At 60.2% G+C, this 19444-nt stretch carries 15 protein-coding genes and 1 pseudogene; 11 read left to right on the forward strand and 5 right to left on the reverse strand.

The window, feature by feature from the left end; translation table 11 throughout:
* Window positions 1–122 precede the first annotated feature (122 nt).
* From fabI to LQ220_RS14475, 8 genes and pseudogenes are all read left to right on the forward strand, one after another.
* Window positions 123–896 (forward strand): enoyl-ACP reductase FabI, encoded by a 774-nt coding sequence (gene fabI, locus LQ220_RS14445; protein ID WP_025290626.1) that lies wholly within the window; start codon window positions 123–125, stop codon window positions 894–896.
* Window positions 893–2128 carry a phospholipase A gene (locus tag LQ220_RS14450; RefSeq protein WP_025290625.1) on the forward strand — a complete coding sequence of 412 codons (1236 nt, stop codon included), beginning with the start codon at window positions 893–895 and terminating at the stop codon, window positions 2126–2128. Before fabI ends, LQ220_RS14450 begins: the two co-directional genes overlap by 4 nt.
* Before the next feature lie 19 nt (window positions 2129–2147).
* Window positions 2148–3125: an HlyD family efflux transporter periplasmic adaptor subunit gene (locus LQ220_RS14455; RefSeq protein WP_025290624.1), complete on the forward strand. Its 978-nt coding sequence runs from the start codon at window positions 2148–2150 to the stop codon at window positions 3123–3125.
* Window positions 3122–5914: a ribosome-associated ATPase/putative transporter RbbA gene (rbbA, locus tag LQ220_RS14460; protein ID WP_025290623.1), complete on the forward strand. Its 2793-nt coding sequence runs from the start codon at window positions 3122–3124 to the stop codon at window positions 5912–5914. The genes LQ220_RS14455 and rbbA overlap by 4 nt, the downstream gene beginning before the upstream one ends.
* A complete protein-coding gene (locus LQ220_RS14465) occupies window positions 5911–7038 on the forward strand; it encodes an ABC transporter permease (RefSeq protein ID WP_025290622.1) in 1128 nt (375 codons plus the stop codon). The genes rbbA and LQ220_RS14465 overlap by 4 nt, the downstream gene beginning before the upstream one ends.
* A gap of 33 nt (window positions 7039–7071) precedes the next feature.
* Entirely contained in the window at window positions 7072–8478 is a 1407-nt protein-coding gene (locus LQ220_RS14470; RefSeq protein ID WP_230188912.1) for a TolC family protein, read from the forward strand.
* A 236-nt stretch (window positions 8479–8714) separates the two neighbouring features.
* A pseudogene (locus tag LQ220_RS25045) lies at window positions 8715–8924 on the forward strand (PAS domain-containing protein); the annotation flags it as partial.
* A 156-nt stretch (window positions 8925–9080) separates the two neighbouring features.
* Window positions 9081–9659, forward strand: a complete 579-nt coding sequence (locus tag LQ220_RS14475; protein ID WP_230188913.1) for a GGDEF domain-containing protein — start codon at window positions 9081–9083, stop codon at window positions 9657–9659.
* A gap of 132 nt (window positions 9660–9791) precedes the next feature.
* On the opposite strand, the gene LQ220_RS14480 is transcribed toward LQ220_RS14475, so the two are convergent.
* Window positions 9792–10613 (reverse strand): IS5 family transposase, encoded by an 822-nt coding sequence (locus LQ220_RS14480; RefSeq protein WP_025290619.1) that lies wholly within the window; start codon window positions 10611–10613, stop codon window positions 9792–9794.
* Between the two features lie 160 nt (window positions 10614–10773).
* Between LQ220_RS14480 and LQ220_RS14485 the strand changes: the two genes are divergently transcribed.
* Window positions 10774–12399 carry an EAL domain-containing protein gene (locus LQ220_RS14485; protein ID WP_084717589.1) on the forward strand — a complete coding sequence of 542 codons (1626 nt, stop codon included), beginning with the start codon at window positions 10774–10776 and terminating at the stop codon, window positions 12397–12399.
* Window positions 12400–12456: 57 nt separating this feature from the next.
* On the opposite strand, the gene LQ220_RS14490 is transcribed toward LQ220_RS14485, so the two are convergent.
* The 4 genes from LQ220_RS14490 to LQ220_RS14505 all read right to left on the reverse strand — a co-directional run bounded on the left by LQ220_RS14490 (window position 12457) and on the right by LQ220_RS14505 (window position 16075).
* Window positions 12457–13131 (reverse strand): TonB family protein, encoded by a 675-nt coding sequence (locus LQ220_RS14490; protein ID WP_230188914.1) that lies wholly within the window; start codon window positions 13129–13131, stop codon window positions 12457–12459.
* Window positions 13132–13282: 151 nt separating this feature from the next.
* Window positions 13283–13486 carry a hypothetical protein gene (locus LQ220_RS14495; protein WP_230188915.1) on the reverse strand — a complete coding sequence of 68 codons (204 nt, stop codon included), beginning with the start codon at window positions 13484–13486 and terminating at the stop codon, window positions 13283–13285.
* Between the two features lie 206 nt (window positions 13487–13692).
* Window positions 13693–15183, reverse strand: a complete 1491-nt coding sequence (glpK, locus tag LQ220_RS14500; protein WP_004207049.1) for a glycerol kinase GlpK — start codon at window positions 15181–15183, stop codon at window positions 13693–13695.
* A 31-nt stretch (window positions 15184–15214) separates the two neighbouring features.
* Window positions 15215–16075 (reverse strand): MIP/aquaporin family protein, encoded by an 861-nt coding sequence (locus LQ220_RS14505; RefSeq protein WP_047099721.1) that lies wholly within the window; start codon window positions 16073–16075, stop codon window positions 15215–15217.
* A gap of 160 nt (window positions 16076–16235) precedes the next feature.
* Between LQ220_RS14505 and LQ220_RS14510 the strand changes: the two genes are divergently transcribed.
* On the forward strand, window positions 16236–17801 hold the full coding sequence (locus LQ220_RS14510; protein WP_172598892.1) for a glycerol-3-phosphate dehydrogenase: 1566 nt from the start codon (window positions 16236–16238) through the stop codon (window positions 17799–17801).
* A complete protein-coding gene (locus LQ220_RS14515) occupies window positions 17801–18637 on the forward strand; it encodes a DeoR/GlpR family DNA-binding transcription regulator (protein ID WP_331711422.1) in 837 nt (278 codons plus the stop codon). Before LQ220_RS14510 ends, LQ220_RS14515 begins: the two co-directional genes overlap by 1 nt.
* Window positions 18638–19444: the final 807 nt, after the last annotated feature.

The following is a 19444-nucleotide window of genomic DNA, read 5'->3' on the forward strand; positions in this document are numbered from 1 at the left end:
CGATGCAGAGCGCCACGGAGGCACGCGAAGCGTTGGCAGAACCATATCGCCGAGAAACGCACGATCGCAATTCAACGCATGATCGCAATTCACAGAGACAATCTGTTGGAGGGGTTTGCTTGATGACACCGCTTGTGGATCTGAAAGGGAAGCGCGGCCTCGTTATCGGCATCGCAAACGAACATAGCATCGCGGCAGGGTGCGCGGAGGCATTTGCCCGATGCGGAGCCCGGCTTGCCGCTACCTATCTCAACGACAAGGCAAAGGACTGGGTCCAGCCTGTCGTCGACCAGCTCGGCATCGAATGGACTGCGCCGTGCGACGTACGCATCCCCGGCGAACTCGAGGCGCTTTTCGCCCAAGTGCAAGAACGCTGGGGCGGCCTCGATTTCCTGCTGCACTCGATCGCCTTCGCGCCGAAGGAGGATCTCCACGGTCGGGTGGTCGACAGCAGTGCGCAAGGCTTCTCGATCGCGATGGACGTGTCCTGCCACAGCTTCCTTCGCATGGCGAAGCTCGCCGAACCGCTGATGGCGACGGGCGGATGCCTGCTTTGCGTGACCTTCTATGGTTCGGAGCGGGTGGTCGAGCACTATAACCTGATGGGCCCCGTCAAGGCGGCGCTGGAAAGCGCGACGCGCTATGTCGCCGCGGAACTGGGCGCCAAAGCCATCCGGGCACATGCCATTTCACCGGGGCCGATCGCCACCCGCGCCGCGAGCGGGATCGACCGGTTCGACGAACTGCTCGATCGGGCTGCCGCGCAGGTTCCCGCAGGAAAATTGGTTGACGTCAGCGACGTCGGCGCGCTGGCCGCCTTCCTCGTCAGCGATGCCGCGAAGGGGATCACCGGCACGGTCATTCCGGTCGATAACGGACAGCATCTTTTCGCGTGATCGTTCGGGCCGCCCCTCTTGCCCTTGCGGCCAGCGCCGTACTGGCGCCGCAGGCGCACGCGCAAGGCGCTCTGGAATATGTCGTCCAGCGCGCCGGCAACCGCGATGAGAGCAGGTATATCCTTGTCGATGTGCGCGTTCTCAATGCCGGGGCAGCCGCGCAGGAGGTTCGCCTTCCCGACAAGGTTGCGGCCGATCTGGTCAGCAACGGCACGTATCGAAAGGTCTGGCTGCAACGAGGCGAAAAACAGGCTGCGGTTCTGACGATCCCGGCCAATGGCTTCGCGGCGGCGCTCTACCGGATCGACTTTCAGGACGTCATGGACGGCGCGGTCTTGTCCATTCCCTCCTGGTCAACGCAGCAAATCCTGCTGACGATCGGCGTCGATCCTGAAGCCGACCGCTCTGCACCTGCCGCCCTGGCTATGGCGCCCTCGCTCACACCCCCGACCTCTACGCAGATATCGCCAGCCCCTGTCACACCATCGCCGGCAGACCGAACCCGGGGCAATGCTTTCATCCCCAATCTCTCGGTCTACGAACCGATCTATGCGGTCTATGGCCCCGGCACCAACAGCGACGCGCGCATCCAGATCAGTTTCAAATATCAGCTGTTCGGAAGTCGAGCGCGGATGGACCGCTCTCCCTCGCTGATCGACGGCCTCTACTTCGCCTATACCCAGCGCATGTTCTGGGACGTGGCGGCGAAATCCTCACCCTTCCGAAATATCGATTATCAACCCGAGCTCTTCTATCTCTCGCCTGCCCTGCCCGTGTCAGAAAAGGCCACGATCAGCGGCCAGATCGGCCTTCGCCATGAGTCCAATGGACGCGATGGCGCGGCCTCGCGCAGCCTCAACATGCTCTATGTGGCCCCGATGGCCGTCTTCTCGCTCGGCGAGGACCGAAGGCTGACGATCGCGCCGCGGCTGTGGCTCTATCTCGGAGACCTTTCGGACAATCCTGACATTCGCCGATATCGCGGCAATAGCGGGCTTTTCATTGAGGCCGGCGAGGATGATGGGCTGCGCGTCTCGGCTTCTACCCGTCTGAACCTGGGTAGCGGCAAGGGAGCTCTGACCGCCGATCTCTCCTACCCGTTCCGGCGTATCCTGGGCGGAGGCCCGGACTTCTATCTCTTCGGCCAGGGCTTCACCGGCTACGGCGAAAATCTGCTCGACTATAACAAGCACGTGACGCGCCTGCGGATCGGCGTGGCGCTTGTGCGATGAACGCTCAAGGAGGCATAGCGTGAAGCTGCGGGCCTGTATCGTCATTCCCATTCTGGCCGTCGTCCTCATCGCCCTGGCTTTCGGGCTGTGGTGGATGTTTGGACGCACCGACAAGCTCCCCGAAACCATCGTGCGCGGCAACGGCCGTCTCGAGATGACGCGCACCGATATCGCCGCCAAATATCCCGGCCGCCTGATGTCGCTTGACGTCCATGAAGGTGATCTCGTCCGGGCGGGTCAGGTCATCGCCCGGCAGGATGACGTAGACCTCAAGGCACAACTCGCCGGAGCGCTTGCCAAGCGCGAACAGGCAGTGTCCGCCCTCATGCGCGCGCAAGGGGAGCTCGCCGCGCGGGACAGCCAGGCCCAGCTCGCCCGCATCGACTGGGTCGAGACAGCCAAGCTTCGTGATCGCGACATGGTCTCGAACGTCGAGCTGGAGCAGCGTCGCCTGGCATTGGGCGCTGCGCAAGGTGGCGCGCAGGCGGCGGGCGGCGGTGTCGGCGAGGCACGCTCGGCCATTGCCCAGGCCGACGCCCTGATCGCGCAAACCAGAGCCGGCCTTGCCGACCTGCGGATCATCGCACCGACGCCCGGGCGCGTCGAATATCGGATCGTCGAGCCTGGAACCATGTTGCCGCCGGGCGGCAAGATCGTGTCGCTGGTCAATGCCGAGGATGCCTGGCTCACCATCTTCCTGCCCGCCTCGGTCGCCGGCAAGATCAGGATCGGCGACGAGGCACGCATTCTTCCGCAGGGTTTTGGCGACGCCATTCCCGCGCGCGTCAGCTTTGTGGCGCCCGATGCGCAGTTCACGCCCAAATTCGTCGAGACGGCCAGCGAACGCGAGAACCTGTCCTACCGGGTGAAGCTGCAGATCGCGCCCGATCTCGCCCGTCGCCTGGACGGAAGGCTGAAGGCCGGCATGACGGCGGACGGGTTCGTGCGCACCGATACGCACCAGCCCTGGCCCGACCTCACCAAGATCGACAAATGATCCCGCCCGCTCAGATCCTCCCCGAAGAGGCGATACGGATCGAAAGCCTTTCGCATCGATACGGTGGTATCGTCGCCCTGAACGAGGTTTCGCTCTCCCTGCCCAAGGGGAAGACCACCGCGCTGGTCGGGCCCGACGGTGTCGGCAAGTCGACGCTGCTCGGCCTCATATCCGGCGTGAAAAAGCTGCAGACGGGACGTCTTTCGGTTCTCGGCTTCGATCTTGCCGAGCGTCGCAAGCGGGAGGATTTCCTTGCCCGCGTCGCCTACATGCCCCAGGGGCTTGGTCGCAATCTCTACCCGACGCTTTCCGTCCGCGAGAATATCGACTTCTTCGGGCGCCTCTTCGGACTGTCCGCAGCCGAGCGGGAAGCGCATCTGCGGCGCCTGCTGGACGCGACGGGACTCGCTCCCTTTCCGGACCGGCCCGCCGGCAAGCTTTCGGGCGGCATGAAGCAGAAGCTGGGCCTGTGTTGCTCGCTGGTCCACGATCCCGACCTGCTCATCCTCGATGAGCCCACCACGGGTGTCGATCCCCTGTCGCGACGGCAGTTCTGGGAACTGGTGGATGCGATGTGCGCGGAGCGGCCGGACATGACCGTGCTCGTCTCCACGGCTTACATGGAAGAAGCAGAGCGCTTCGGCCACCTCGTGGCGATGGATGATGGCAAGGTGATCGCGCAAGGGGATACAGGCGAGATCATGCGTGAAGCGGGCGCGGATACGCTGGAAGCCGCCTATGTACGCCTGCTCCCGCAAGACAAGCGGCCGTCGGGCGACGCGCTGGTCGTGCCGGCCTGGCAGGACAAGGGCGAGGCGCCGGCAATCGAGGCGCATGACCTTACCCGGCGCTTTGGCGATTTCGTAGCGGTCGATCATGTGAACTTTCGCATCGGACGCGGCGAGATATTCGGTTTTCTGGGCTCGAACGGCTGCGGCAAGACCACGACCATGAAAATGCTGACCGGCCTGCTCGATGCAACGGACGGGACGGCCAGCCTTTTTGGGCGGCCGATCGCCCCCGGAGACATGGAGACGCGCATGCGCGTGGGCTATATGTCGCAGGCCTTCTCCCTCTATGAAGAGCTTTCGGTTCGCCAGAACTTGGTCCTTCATGCGCGGCTCTATCGCGTGCCACGCGCGCAGGCAGGCGAACTGGTTTCGGCCGCGCTTGCCCAGTTCGAGCTCGAGGCCCATGCCGACGCCGTTCCCTCGGCGCTTCCGCTCGGCATACGGCAACGCCTGCAACTCGCTGCCGCCTGCCTCCATCGACCCGAGATCCTCATCCTGGACGAGCCGACATCCGGCGTCGATCCGGCCGCGCGCGACATGTTCTGGCGTCACCTGATCCGGCTCTCGCGCGACGAAGGGGTGACGATATTCGTCTCGACCCACTTCATGAACGAGGCGGAACGGTGCGACCGCATATCGCTGATGCATCGTGGTCGGGTTCTGGCCGTCGGCGCGCCGGCGGAACTCACGCAGCGTTATGATGCGGAGCGGCTCGAGGATGCGTTCATCGCTGTCCTCGAGAAGGATAATGACGAAGTGCCGACTGCGGCCCCCGCTACCTTGCCGACCGACACTTCGGCTGCTTCCCCGACTGTGGCCGCCGGTGCGCGAGCGATGGCTATGGGCGTGCCGCGATTGCCGACCGCTGCCGGCAACTGGCCGGGCTTTGCCTGGGCCTTTGCCCGGCGCGAAGCGACCGAACTCATGCGCGATCGCATCCGGCTCGCCTTCGCGCTGATCGGCCCGATCATCCTGCTGTGCATTGCAGCCTACAGCATTTCCTTCGACGTCCAGAATATCCGCCTTGCCGTGCTCGATCATGACTGCAGTGCCGCGAGCCGCGACCTGCAACGTTATTTTGAAGGGTCACGCTATTTCCGGGTTGAGCCCGAACTTCAAAGCGACGCCGCCGCCGAGCAGGCGTTGCGCGAGGCATCGGCCAAGATGGTGCTGGACATACCCCCCGGCTTCGGACGCGACCTGGCCGCAGGGCGGCGGCCCGCGATCGACGTGCGGATCGACGGCGCAAGCCCCTTCCCCGCGTCGAACGCGCGCGCTTATGCCGAGGCCATTCTCCTTCGCTATTCGATCGATCAACTGCGGTCCACGCAGCTCTTCGCAATCCCTGATCTTTCGTCCACGATCGAACCCCGCTTCATCTACAACCAGGAGTTTCGCAGCATCTACGCCATGGCGCCGGGCGTCCTGATGCTCTGCATGATCCTCATTCCCGCAATGCTGACGGCCCTTGGGGTCGTGAGAGAGAAGGAGATCGGTTCGATCACCAATCTCTACGCCTCGCCGGCGAGCCTGGGCGCATTCCTGGTCGGCAAGCAGATGCCCTATGCCCTTCTGGCGATGATCAGTTTCGTGACGCTGATCCTCGTGACTGTCTTCATTTTGGGAGTGCCGCTCAAGGGGTCCTTGCCGGCCCTTCTGATCGGTGGCTTCCTCTTCATCCTGTCAGTCACCGGGCTCGGGCTGATGATCTCCGCATTTGTGCGCTCGCAGGTCGCCGCCATCTTCGCGACGTCGCTCATCTGCCTCATCCCGTCGGTGAACTTCTCAGGGCTCCTCTACCCCGTTTCGACCCTGACAGGCCCGAGCCATATGATCGGGCTGACATTTCCCTCCTCCTGGTTCCAGATCGTCAGTCTGGGCACATTCACCAAGGGTCTGGGCATGGCCAGTTTCGGCCAGGCCTATCTGGCCCTGATGGCGCTCGCATTGCTCTTCGTGGGCGGCGCACGCCTGATGCTGGGAAAGCAGGAGAAATGACGCGCTGGATTCTCAACGTCGCGCTTCTGAGCGGCAAGGAACTGCGCAGTGTCATGAAGGATGTGACGCTGATGGCGCTTATCCTCTTCGCTTTCACCGTGGCGATCCAGCTTGTTGCGAACGGGGTGCGCGCAGAGGTCATGAACGCTTCGGTCGCGATCATGGACGAGGATCATTCCGAACTGTCGCGCCGACTGCGCGATGCCATCCAGCAGCCCTATTTCAAACCACCCGAGGACATCGAGCGATCCGCGATCGGCCCTGCGATGGACAGCGGCCAATATATCTTCGTGATCGAGATCCCGCCCCGCTTCGAAGCCGATACGCTCGCGGGCCGGTCGCCCTCCGTCCAGATTCTCGTCGACGCGACTGCCATGACGCAGGCAGGTCTGGGCGCTGCCTATTTCCAGCAGATATTCGCTCAGGAAACGCTCGACTTCCTCCATGCCCGGGGCCTCCTGGAGGCGCTGCCGGTCCAGGTCGAAAGCCGGATGCATTTCAATCCCAACGCCCAGTCGGCCTGGTATACCTCGGTCATGCAGATCGTCACCAATGTGACGGTGCTCTCGATCATCCTCGTCGGCGCGGCGGTGATCCGTGAGCGTGAGCATGGCACGATCGAGCATCTGCTGGTGATGCCCGTGCGCGCCAGCGAGATCGCCTTCGCCAAGATCCTTGCCAACGGCCTCGTCATCCTGCTGGCCTCGATCGCGTCCCTCTGGTTCGTCGTTCATGGCGCTGTGGGCGTGCCGCTGACCGGATCTCTCCTGCTCTTTACAGCGGCAATGTTCCTCTATCTCTTCTCGGTCACCTCGCTCGGCATGTGGATGGCGACGCTCGCGCCATCCATGCCGCAGTTCGGGCTCTTCGCGGTGCCCGTCTATGCCATCGCCTATCTGCTCTCGGGGGCGGCGACGCCGCTCGAGAGCATGCCCTCGGCGATCCGCACGATTGCACTGTGTCTGCCGACCACCCAGTTCGTCAGCCTCTCCCAGGCGATCCTCTATCGCGGCGCGGGCGTGCGAACGATCCTGCCGGAACTCGCGATCATCTGCGGCTCGGGCGTGTTCTTCGTGGCGATGGCCGTCAGCCGCTTCCGTTCGATGCTCTCAAGGCAGGGCTAAAGGTCATGGATGACATCACCCAGGAAAATCAGAATGCATAGCCGATTGCTTCCCCCCTCGCTCGCGCTGCTGCTCACCGCCTGTGCCAGCGTTCCTAACACGTCTTCTCACGCGCCACGCGTCACTCCGCCCGCTCGCCTCGACGCAGCGGCGGCGAACGACGCGGCAATAACCGGGACAGACCGCTGGTGGACGGCGTGGGGCGATCCCGCTCTTGATGCGCTGATCGAGAAATCGCTCGAAGTAAACGCCGATATCCGCGCTGCAAAGGCCCATGTCGCCGCCGCGCGAGCGCTGGTCACTGTCGCGGAATCCGCACTTTATCCTACCGTTGCCGCAAATGGCACAGCCTGGGCCAGTCAGAGCGATGCCGGGCTCGATGACAAGTGGCAGGCCATGCTGCCATCGCTGTCCGGAAACAGCGGCAGTGGATATCTGGTAGGTCTTGGAGCCACCTGGGAGGCTGACCTGTTCGGTGGAAGTCACGCAGACGCCGAAATGGCGCGCGCGCTTTCCGAAAGTGCCGCACGAACGGCTGATGCCGTCAGGCTCATGGTCGCCGCCGATGTCGTCGAGAATTATCAGCAGTTGCAGGGGCTGAGACGTCGCCTCGCCGTCCTTGATCGCAGCGAGGCGACGGCGGGCCGCCTTGTCGATTATGCAGCCGCCCGACAGCGGACGGGCGCTGCGACAGCGGCCGATGTCACCCGCGCTCGCAATGGCCTTGAGGCGCTGCGCGCCTCCCGCCCGGCTCTCACATCCCTCATCGATGCGCGCCGGCGGCGACTGGCCGTGCTGGCGGGCGACCTGCCCGAACAGGCGCCGGCCATGATCGCCTCCGCCACTTTTGAGACGCCGGGCGCGCCCACGGGGCAGCTACCTTCCGACATTCTTGCTCGCAGGCCTGATGTCGCGGCGCGATCTTGGCTGGTGAACGCGCGCGCGGCGCGCCTCAAGAGCCTGAAGGCCGATCTGCTTCCGCGTTTCGCCATCCATTTCCTTCGGCAGAACGGGCATATCGAACTGGGCGGCCTGCCAGGTTATGGCGGAACCGGAGGTCTGGTCGGCCTTTCCGCATCGATGCCGCTTTTCAATGCCGGAAGGTTGCAGGCCAGAGTGAAGGCGGGCGATGCCGAACTTGAGGCTGCTCTCGCCAATTATGACCAGGCCATGCTGTCGGCGCTCGAGGAAGTTGAATCCGCTTATGGCTTTCGGACGGGGCTGGACGAACGCCTGGCCGGGCTTATCCGTACATCCGACATGGCGCGCCGACGCGCCGACCAACTGGCGATATTGTACGATGCCGGACGCACCCAATTGGGCGATGTGTTGCAGGCCCGACTGGATGCCCTCTCGGACGAGGACAAGATGGAGCAAACCCGCATCGCGCAAGGAACGGCGACCGTTCAGCTCTATCGGGCGTTGGGAGGTGGCTGGTAAAAACTGGACAGCAACGCCAACCGCCGTTTTTTGGGCAGGCCGCACTGTCCATCTGATTGCAGGTGAGGCCTACGCCCCTGTAGGCAATTTCGAAGCCGCCCCGGACCGATTTTGTCTATTTTTCCGATCACGACCCCGGATCATAGATGCGGGGTTAAGATTTAACGGTTAAGCATGCTATTGCGTATGCATGGGAGCCATGAAGGCCTCAGCGAGCCTAGCGAAGTAGGTATACCATGAAGGAATTTCTTGAACGCGCGGCGAATGCCGGCGCCCTGTCGTTCCGTGACTTGCACGTCATTCTGGATGCGCTCCCGATTCCTCTGTCCTGGGCCACCTTACCGCAAGGAGAGATTCAGTTCGTCAACCGGGCTTTTACAAAGACGTTCGGCTACGCCGAAGGGACTTTCACAAACGTCAGTGACTGGATCGATAAGGCCTATCCGCATGAGCATCACCGCCGGGAAACCCGTCGGCTTTGGCACGATCTTTGGCTCGCGCAGTCGGATGGTATTTCGGAAATAGATGTTTGCGAGGTCGAAATTTTATGCGCTGACAACAGGATCAGAACGGCTCAGCATCGCGGAATTCTCCTTCACGAGATGGGCATCGGCATCGCGCTATTCGATGACATTTCGAGCAGACGTGAGGCCGAGAACGCATTACGTCGCATTGCGTTTGAGGACCCGCTAACCGGTCTTGCCAATCGTCGGGTGCTGCAAGATCTATGGGCAGAGCACGCAACACGGGGCGCGATCGCAGACAATATGATGGCTGTACTTGTGATCGATCTGGACGGCTTCAAGGCGATCAATGATCGTTTGGGCCATGATGCAGGCGACGAAATGCTGAGAACTGTGGCTCAGCGGCTCAAGGAATGCGTTCGGGAAGGCGATCTCGTTTGCCGCATAGGAGGCGATGAATTTGCTGTACTGCTACCCGGCCTGCGAAGCCCATGGCCCGTCGAACCAATTTGCCAGCGGATTGACGCGGCCCTGCGCCAGCCGGTCATAATCGATGGAAGCATAGCCGCGGTCGGCGCCAGTGTCGGTGCAAGCCTGTACCCCCAGGACGGCGATGAACTGCAACTTCTGGTGAAGCGCGCTGATGAGGCGCTTTACCGTCGAAAATCGCAGCGCATGGGTGGTTGGGAATGGTTCCAGGCGCCGATTGCGGCCTGAACGATCGCCATCTGATATGAGGCGCCCAACAAACAGGGCTGAGCATTGATCGCTGCTCTCAGAATTACGATTGATATAACCAGTCCCAGAATGCGTCCCTTAGTGTCTGATTCAAAATTATCGTCGCGGATTTCATGATCTTGCGATGCGTCGGGCAAAGAGCTGGATCGATGCGATGAAGAGCCATGCGGCTGCCGACGCAATGGTTTGTTCGAAGTCCTTGGCGAGCCGCCGGTTCCGGTTCAGCCATGCCAGCGTGCGTTCGACCACCCAGCGTCGGGGCAGCACGTCGAAGCCTTTCGCTGCATCGGACCTCTTGATGATCTCGATGGTCCATTTGCCGAAGCGGCGCAGAGCGTCCTTGAGCTTGTCTCCGGCATAGCCTCCATCAGCGAAAACATGGCGCAGCCAGGGGAAGCGCCGAATGATTTCGGCCAACACCATCGGCGCGCCGTCGCGGTCCTGGATGTCGGCGGTGTGGATCACGGCATGGACGAGATTTCCCTCGGTGTCGGTGAGGACGTGGCGCTTGCGCCCTTTGACCTTCTTGCCCGCGTCATAGCCACGAGGCCCTCCGCTTTCCGTGGTTTTCACGCTTTGGCTGTCGATCACGCCGGCGCTGGGCGAAGCCTCCCGGCCGTGCGCCTCGCGTGCAACCATCAGCAGTGTGTGATTGATCGTCAGCCACAGCCCGTTGTCGCGCCAAAGGTAGAACCAGTGCCGCACGGTCGAAACAGGCGGAAAGCAAGGCGGCAGCATCCGCCAGGGCAAGCCCCCGCGCAGCAAGTATAGGATAGCCTCGACAATGCGCCGCAGCGACCATTTGCGAGGTCGCCCGACATGTGATGCTGGTGGCAGCAATGGTTCCAGAACCGCCCACTCGGCATCAGTCATATCACTTGGCAAAGTCAGCCCGCTTCGCGCATGAAGGGCGCGAGTGGTATCGGTCCACATCGTTGTATCCATGGTAGTTTTTGGCGAAACTCATGAATCAACGACAGGTCAGGCCGTCAAGCTAACCTGCTGATACCACTCAACTTAATTTCCGATCGGGCTCTTATAGTTTATTGATAGTTAAACTTTGGGGCGGAGAGTAAGCCGAGTCGCCCATGACATGGCGATTTATGGAAAACAGAAGGCCATAGCAACGAATCCTGCGAAAGCAAATCGCACTGTAAATTTCTCGGTAGAAGGAAGATCAACAAGAGGATTTAGCAATAATTATATTAAAGCCAGACTCAAATCGGCAATCTCAAACGGGAATATCTGGCCCGCTTTTCAGCCTATTGTATCAATTGACTCCGGACATCTCGCAGGTTTCGAGATTTTGGCTCGATGGACGGCATCCGGGGGAAGGAACATTCCGCCAGATCACTTCATCCCGCTGCTGGAAAAGCATAATCTGATTGATGATCTTACCAAGGCTTTGATACGATCCTCATGTGCGCAGGCCAGAGATTGGCCCGGCACATTCTTCATCGCTTTCAACATTTCCCCATGTCAACTCCTGCATGAGGAAATGCCTGACTGGCTCATGGCGGAAGAAGTTCGGGCAGGTTTTCCACTGAATCGTCTTCAGATTGAAGTCACCGAAGGATCGCTCCATTCTCAGGAGGAAACAGCATACGCTACGCTTCGGAAACTGGATTCCCTGGGCGTTAAAGTGTCGATCGATGATTTCGGGACCGGCTATTCCAGTCTCGCAAGACTGGAAGCCTTTCCGTTCAGAAAGCTCAAGATCGATGCTCGCTTTGTACGTGGCCTGGACCGGGATGCGGGGAAGCGGCGAATTGCAGCTGCCATCATTGGTCTCGGACAAAGCCTTGGAATTACCGTTGTCGCAGAAGGCGTAGAATCGGAGAAGGAAGCCTCGATTCTATCGGATCTTGGTTGTCCGCTGGGCCAAGGCTGGCTTTTTGGTGCGGGAGTGCCGGCCCACGAGGCTCGCGAGATGGTAGATGGACTGGGAACACCTCACACCGATACCCCACCTTTACTCGACGCCTCGCCGTTTCAGCAACTCCATCAGCTCCGATCCCTGTACCAACAGTCCCCCGCGGGGCTATGCTTCCTGGATGTGAACTTGCGCCACGTACGCGTGAACGATCTCTTCGCCAAGATGCTGGGAGCCAGTTCATTTCAAATTACGGGTAAGACAATTGATGAGGTATTATCCGACCCCACTCTCGACCAACTCCGAGAAATATTGAACGCAGCGCTGAAAAATGACCATACTCCCACTCAGGAAGTCGTTATAGCCGAACGAGACTATCAAGTATTTGTACAAAAGGTTGTCGATGTAGGCGGCGACGTCATCGGTCTTTCGTTAGTGACAGTCGATGTCACAGAACAGAAGCACATCATTCGCAAGCTTCACCTTAGCGATGCGCATTTCCGGCACCTTGCAGAAGTGAGTCCGACGATTGCCTGGGCAGCCAGGCCTGATGGAACCGTAGATTATATCAGCCCATTAGCGACGGACATCGAGGGCGAAGCAATGCAAAAGAGAATTGATCGCTGGTATAGCAAAATGCACACGGACGATCTCGCACGGGTTCGTGCGGAATGGCTTGCCTGGTTGCCGTCAGTGCGACCGTTTTCGACCACATTTCGAATGGCGCAAACGGGAGGAAATTATCTCCTCATGAGAAGTCGGGCACATCCTCAGCTCGATGAGAATGGAGCAGTTATCAGATGGAATGGGATGATATCACCCCTGATCGTCGATGAAGGGGCGTAATCGAAGAAACTTTTGGTCTGCCTGGTGTAACACGGTGCCCATCACGTTACCTCGCCTTCACCGGGTCAGGGAGAACTCCACCGGCACGACCAGTTCCAGCGTTTCGCCGGGTTTGTCGTCGGGCGGCTTGGGAAGTGGTGATGCCCGTTTTGCAAGCGCAACCGCTTCGCGATCGAGGTCAGGAAAGCTCGAAGACCGTTCGAGGCGGGATGATAGGACCTTGCCTTCGCGGTCCATCACGAAACGAATCCAGGGCGCTCCCTGTTGCCCCCGCGCCATCGCCGCACGCGGATATTGGCGATGCTTGTTGAGCGCCGCAAGGACGCGGCCTTCCCAGCTATCGGCTCCGTGGCTTGCCACCTGAGGCGCCAATGGCGCGGGCATGGTCTCGGGCGCGGCCGTCTCCGGTTCCGTTGGCGCCGGATGAGTGGGCGTGGGCGTCACTCGCGGTAAGGGCACCGACACCGGCGGGATCGGCACGATCGTGCGTTCAACCAGTTGCACCTTGGGCCGCTCCGTAGACTTTTCCGTCCTCTCGACCGGCCTGAGCGCATCCTTCTCTTCCGGCTGAATCTCTGGGGGTGATGCGGGAGCCCGGACGTCGAACACGTTAAGGGTAGTCGATGCAGGCGGTGCGCTATAGGTCCGCCAGGTAAACAACGCCGCACACAGGATCAGCAGCCCGATCACCGACACGCCCCCAATGCCGAACTGTCGCGTCCCCAGGCTCATGGGTTGATCGGCATACCGGCTCGAAGGCTGCCACGCTGATGCATATACGGGCGGCATAGCCGGCGCAGCGCTTGTCCCGGACAGGGCCGCGCCGCATTGCGCGGGTTGCGGTTGGGGTATCACAAGCGTCATACCTTTGTTCCGAGCGCCGTCAGCAGGATGACAATGCCGGCCACAACGGAAAGCGTCGCAGCCACCCCCACACACCAGCAACACCGCGGAAATGGAAGGTCGCCATGGCAATGAAGGCAAACATTGCGAAGCTCGCCAAAGTTGCGACTATAAGGGCCTCGGCCTGCCCCATTCCGATCCGGACCAACAGCAGCGAGAGGGCCACGGTTGCAAGCGATGTCACGCCGTAGGCCCCCAGCGTTCCCGCGATTGTGCGGAGAACCGCCGGCCAGCGTGCTCTTGCCCGTTCGCTTTGGCACATCATTGCCGGACTTTCCGCAAGAAGCGCTCACGGTTGAGCTGCGCAATCATGGCGACGAAGTACGACGACACGTCCGATATCAGATTAGTAATGCCGCCGTTATAGCATTTCTGGCTCAGATCGTCTTGCTAACGCAACGTACGGCGAACTGCATCTTGCCATCCGGCAACGAGCGTTTTGCGTTCAAAATTCGCCATTTTCGGTTCAAAAATCTGTCCCTGCGTCCAGGTTTCGGCCAGAGCGTTGAGATCCGCCCAGAGCCCTGTTGCAAGGCCCGCATGAAAAGCAGCGCCAAGCGCTGTCGTCTCAAGATGAACGGGCCGCTCAACCTTCGTCTCGAGCATGTCGGCAAGGAATTGGCAAAGCCAGTCATTGGCGGCCATACCGCCATCGACGCGCAGTTTGGCAGGGGCTGCGCCGCCATCTGAGACCATCGCTTCTGCAAGATCCATAGTCTGGTAGGCGACCGCCTCAAGCGCGGCGCGAGCGAGATGGGCCTGGGTCGCGTCAAGCGTCAGGCCAAAAATCGCACCACGCGCATCAGGATCCCAGTGAGGCGCGCCAAGTCCCACAAAAGCCGGAACCATATAGACACCATGACTGGAGGGAACCCGCGTAGCCATATCGTTCGTTTCACGAGCATGCGTGATGACGCCGATCCCGTCCCGCAACCATTTCACCGCCGCGCCAGCAACGAAAATCGAACCCTCAAGAGCATAGGTCATCTGCCCGTTCAGGCGATAGGCTGGTGTCGTGAGGAGGCGGTTATTTGATTCCAATGCCTCGGTACCCGTGTTGAGGAGCATGAAGCAACCGGTGCCATAGGTCGACTTCGCCATTCCCACGCCAAAGCAAGCCTGACCGAACAGCGCGGCCTGCTGATCCCCGGCAACACCGGCAATGGGGATTGCTGCGCCCAGAAGCGCAGCGTCAGTCGTGCCGAAATGATGCGCATTATCATGCACCTCGGGAAGCACCTGCATCGGCACACGCAGCAGACGACACATTTCCTCATCCCAACGTTGCTCGCGGATGTTGTAGAGCATCGTCCGACCAGCATTGGTCACGTCCGTGGCATGAACCTTCCCACCCGTCAGGCGCCAGATCAGGAAACTATCGATGGTGCCAAACGCAAGCTCACCCCTTTCAGCGCGCTCTCTGGCGCCGCCGACATTATCAAGAATCCAGGCGAGCTTGGTGCCCGAAAAATAGGGATCGACGAGAAGGCCGGTACGCGAGCGCACTTCCGCCTCAAATCCTTCCTCTCCCTTGAGTTCGGCGCATAGTCTGGCGGTACGGCGATCCTGCCACACGATGGCGCGATGGATCACCTTCCCAGTACCGCGCTCCCAAACGACCACTGTCTCGCGCTGGTTGGTGATGCCGATGCCGGCAATGCCGCCGGTACCCACCCCGCTCTTCTCGATAGCTTCTTTGGCAAGACGGAGGGTGTCGCGCCAAATGTCCTCCGGGTCATGCTCCACCCACCCCAGGTCGGGATAATGTTGTTCGAACTCACATTGCGCGCTTGCAACGGGACGCGCGTGCCTGTCGAACACGATGGCGCGCGTCGATGTCGTGCCTTGATCGATGGCCAGAATGTGCACAGGCTGAGGCATTAGGCGGCTCTCCGGGCTTTTCTTCAAAGGTTTACTTGACAGGCATGTCCGTATCGCCCGGCGCACCTGACTTGCTTCGCGAAGGTAAATATGGCTTGACGGCAATTTGATAGAGACCAGCGCCGAGCGTTCCACCAAGTAACGGCGCGGCAATCGGGACCCACCAGTAATTCTCGGGACTTGGAAAAGCGGCCTGATCGTATCCGGCGAGCCAAGCCAGAAGCCGTGGCCCAAAATCGCGAGCGGGATTGAGTGCCCAGGCTTCCAGATATCCTGCGGACGCGCCAATGGTCGCGACCAGCAGACCGATCATGAGAGCGCTCGAATTCGCCCGTGGCGCAACATCGTTGAACTCGTCCGTGATGGCGAAGATTCCCAGCAACAGGAGGCCGGTCAGGATCACTTCATCCCAGAATGCGTGGATCGGGGTGATATGTTCGCCGGGATGAGTGAAGAATACCCCAGCGGCGCCACCTGTCGCACGCGTCAAGCCATGGGCTGCATTATAAGCGTCAATCACCGGATGATAGAGTTGCAGCACCAGGCTGGCACCGATGAACCCACCTATCACCTGCGCTATCCAATAAGGCAAAATCTTGCGTTTGGGGAAACCACGGAAAAAAGCGAGCGCCAGCGTGACCGCTGGATTGGCGTGTGTTCCGGAAACGGCACCCGTGACATAGATCGCGATTGTCACGCCCAGCCCCCAGGCGATGCAAACGCCCCAATAGGCCTGAGCGTAGGGACTCGGGTCATAAAGGGTGATCATGGCTGCCGCACCATCACCGATCAGGATTATGATCGCGACCGCCAAGGCCTCGGAGATGAGTTCGCCGATCAGGGCGCGGCGATATTCCACCTTCAAGTCTCCCCACGTTGGAACAATTTTCATCTGAAACTGCCCCATCTGCACACGCTTTCATATTAACGTCAACTCTTTCGTTTGCATTTTCGGTTTCGGCATATTATTTTCTATCGAAAGAAACCTGGGAATGATGCCCTTCGGATCGAACCAGGACACTTCCGCCGCCTTCCTATCGAGAGAAGATCGAATGACCGCATGCCCGCCCCCCTCTCCTGCTACCGGTATGCACGTCGAAACCTATGATTTGTTGATCGTGGGGGGAGGCGTGAATGGCGCCGGGATAGCACGCGACGCCGCCGGCCGCGGACTTTCGGTCCTGCTGGTAGAGCAGGACGATCTGGCCAGTTATACCTCCTCATCATCGACAAAACTAATCCACGGCGGGCTGCGTTATCTGGAATATTACGAATTCCGCCTAGTCCGAGAGGCTTTGATCGAACGCGAGCGGTTACTGGCTATGGCGCCGCACATCATGTGGCCGCTGCGGTTCGTCCTCCCGCAATCACTTTCCCCCCGCCCCGCCTGGATGGTCCGACTTGGCCTGTTCCTTTACGATAATCTGGGTGGCCGGAAGAACTTGCCCGGAACCGAAACGATAAACCTCGACCGGAGCCCGGGCGGGATCGGGCTCAAGCCCCAGAAGGGCAAGAAACGGGGCAAGGCTTTCGTCTATTCAGACGGGTGGGTGGAAGACAGCCGGCTCGTCGTACTTAACGCAATGGATGCGGCTGCCCGCGGCGCCCGGATCGAAACACGCACACAGCTAACGCAAGCACAAAACGAAAATGGCGAGTGGATTGCAACGCTCGAAACGAAAGCCGGTACAGTCCGTCAGGTGCGCGCAAGGATGCTGGTCAATGCCGCCGGTCCATGGGTCGATAAGGTTCTTGGCCGTATCGGGCGCAGCAACAACAATCGCGGCGTGCGGCTCGTCAAGGGCAGTCATATGATATTGCCGCGCCTCTACGATGGCGACCATGCGTTCATGCTGCAGAATCCGGACCGTCGCATCGTCTTCGCGATTCCTTATGAAGGCGAATTCACACTGATTGGCACCACCGATGAGCCCTGGACGGACGAACCCGGCAAGGCTGAAATCAGCCAGGGCGAAGTCGACTATCTGTGCGCGACGGTGAATCGCTATTTCGAAAAGGAGATTACACCGTCCGATATCGTGTGGAGCTATGCCGGCATCCGCCCGCTTTATGACGATCATGCTGCCAACGCCTCTGCGGTAACGCGTGACTATGTGCTCGATTTCGAGAAACCCGAGAAAACACGGGCGCCACTACTCAGTATCTTCGGCGGAAAGATCACCACTTATCGCAAATTGGCTGAGCATGCGATGGAGCATATAGCTGAAGTGTTCCCAACTGCCGGGAAGGCCTGGACAGCAGGTGAACCGCTGCCCGGTGGAAATCTGCCGGGGCAGGACTTTGATCGGTTTGTGGCTGACCTGTCATCGCGGTGGCCAGCCATGCCCTCAAAGTTGCTTCGCCGCCTCGCTCGGGCATATGGCACAGAAGCGATCCAGATTCTTGGCGCCGCAAGCGTTCCGGCTGACCTGGGCGAGGACTTCGGGGCCGGGCTCCACGCCGCCGAGATAGAATATCTGTTCGCGGCCGAATGGGCGCGTACAGCAGAGGATATTCTTTACCGACGCTCGAAGCTGGGCTTGCATGTGCCGCCTGGGACCGAGACTGAAATCGATGCCTATCTCAGCACACTTTCCCGGTGCGTCGCTTCGCTTTAGTGATCAGCAAGATCACAAGGAAACAGGAAGCAGGAGCAATGGAGCGAGGAACCGCGGCTGAAGGCGATGTCGTCGTAGCACGTCGAGAGCATATCCTGGAGATAGCCCGCAGCGCTGGCAGCGTTGCCGTTGAAGATCTAGCCGAGCGGCTTGGCGTAACACCGCAAACGATCCGCAAGGACCTGAACGTGCTAGCCGGACAGTCGCTGCTTTCCCGCATTCATGGCGGAGCGCTGGTGACCTCCGGCGTTGACAACCTGGCCTATGACGCACGTCGGACTGTCGCATCGAATGCGAAGGCTCGTATTGGGGCAGCAGCTGCCGCGCTGATCCCCAATGGCGCTTCCCTGTTCGTGAATATCGGCACCACAACCGAGGCTGTGGCTGCAAATTTTGTGCATCATCGCAACCTCATGGTGGTCTCGAACAATCTCAACGTCGTTGACACCCTTTCAGATCATCAGGCGATGGAACTTGTCTGCGTAGGCGGCAAGGTGCGCACCGGCGATCGTGCCGTGGTGGGAGCGCTCGCAATGCGCTTCATCGAAAATTTTCGCGTCGACTATGCGCTCATCGGCATCTCGGCGATCGATATTGACGGAAGTCTGCTCGATTTCGCGATCGATGAAGTGGAAGTCTCGCAGACGATCATCCGTAACGCGCGCAAGGTGATCCTTGTAGCTGATTCCAGCAAGGTGGGGCGCTCGGCTCCAGTGCGCGTGTGTGGAATGGATGTGATCGATTTCTTCGTCACTGATCGGATCGACGATCCGAATCTCCGTTCCACATGCGAACGTCATGGCGTCAGTCTGATCGAGACCAGCATTACTTGCTGACCTTCCCAAGCGATAGCGCGGGTACACTTGGTTGCATGGCAATACGTCAAGTGGGCGAACAGCCTCCTGGGGCTGCTTTGGTGATGACCTTCAGAGGGACTGCGCTATCTTTCAGGAGCAACGGATCAGCCCCGATCTAGCCGATGACCAATGCCCTGCCCATAGTCTTTCGTGGCATGCATGCAATCGAGCGCCGCGACGCCCCCGCGCTTCAGGGTCAGGATCTGTAATTGCAGTTGCTAGGCGGTGCCGATCGTTTAAGGTTCTCATGGATCTGGCCGAACTGGAGCTTGGTCGTGCTGTATCGGGTCTCACAGAGGCGAACGTTGCATTGACTCGGTGCGGGCTTTGAAACAACTGACTGCCTTCGCAGATCGTTCGTCCCTGCGTTCCCTCTGCGGACACCGCCCTCGGATCAGCTTTGACGCTGCACCGCTGGCAAACTGGTTCTATCCTACCTCACGCCTGGAACAAAGTGCCATCGCGCAGCATGGCATGCATGATGACCGCGAGCCGACGAGCGAGCGCGACACGGGGCGCTTTGCAACCTTCATGGAGCGCGGAGGCCTCGTTGCTCCCGATCGGGGCAGGACAATTCGCATGGCGCAGCCTTGACACTGCTCGACCTTGTTTGCGTCGGATACGCAGTCGACCAGCGATTTCCCCTCCCCTTCCTGATCGGCCCAGTCGGCCCGAAGCTGCGATTTTGGCCATGTTGAAGAACAAAGATTGAACATGGCGATCTACCAGGCTCGCTCTTGTCCTCCAATCTCGTAAACATCGGTCTCGATCGAGCACCTGTAGCTC

It is taken from the genome of Sphingobium sp. CECT 9361, assembly GCF_918741285.1.
Lineage (GTDB): Bacteria > Pseudomonadota > Alphaproteobacteria > Sphingomonadales > Sphingomonadaceae > Sphingobium.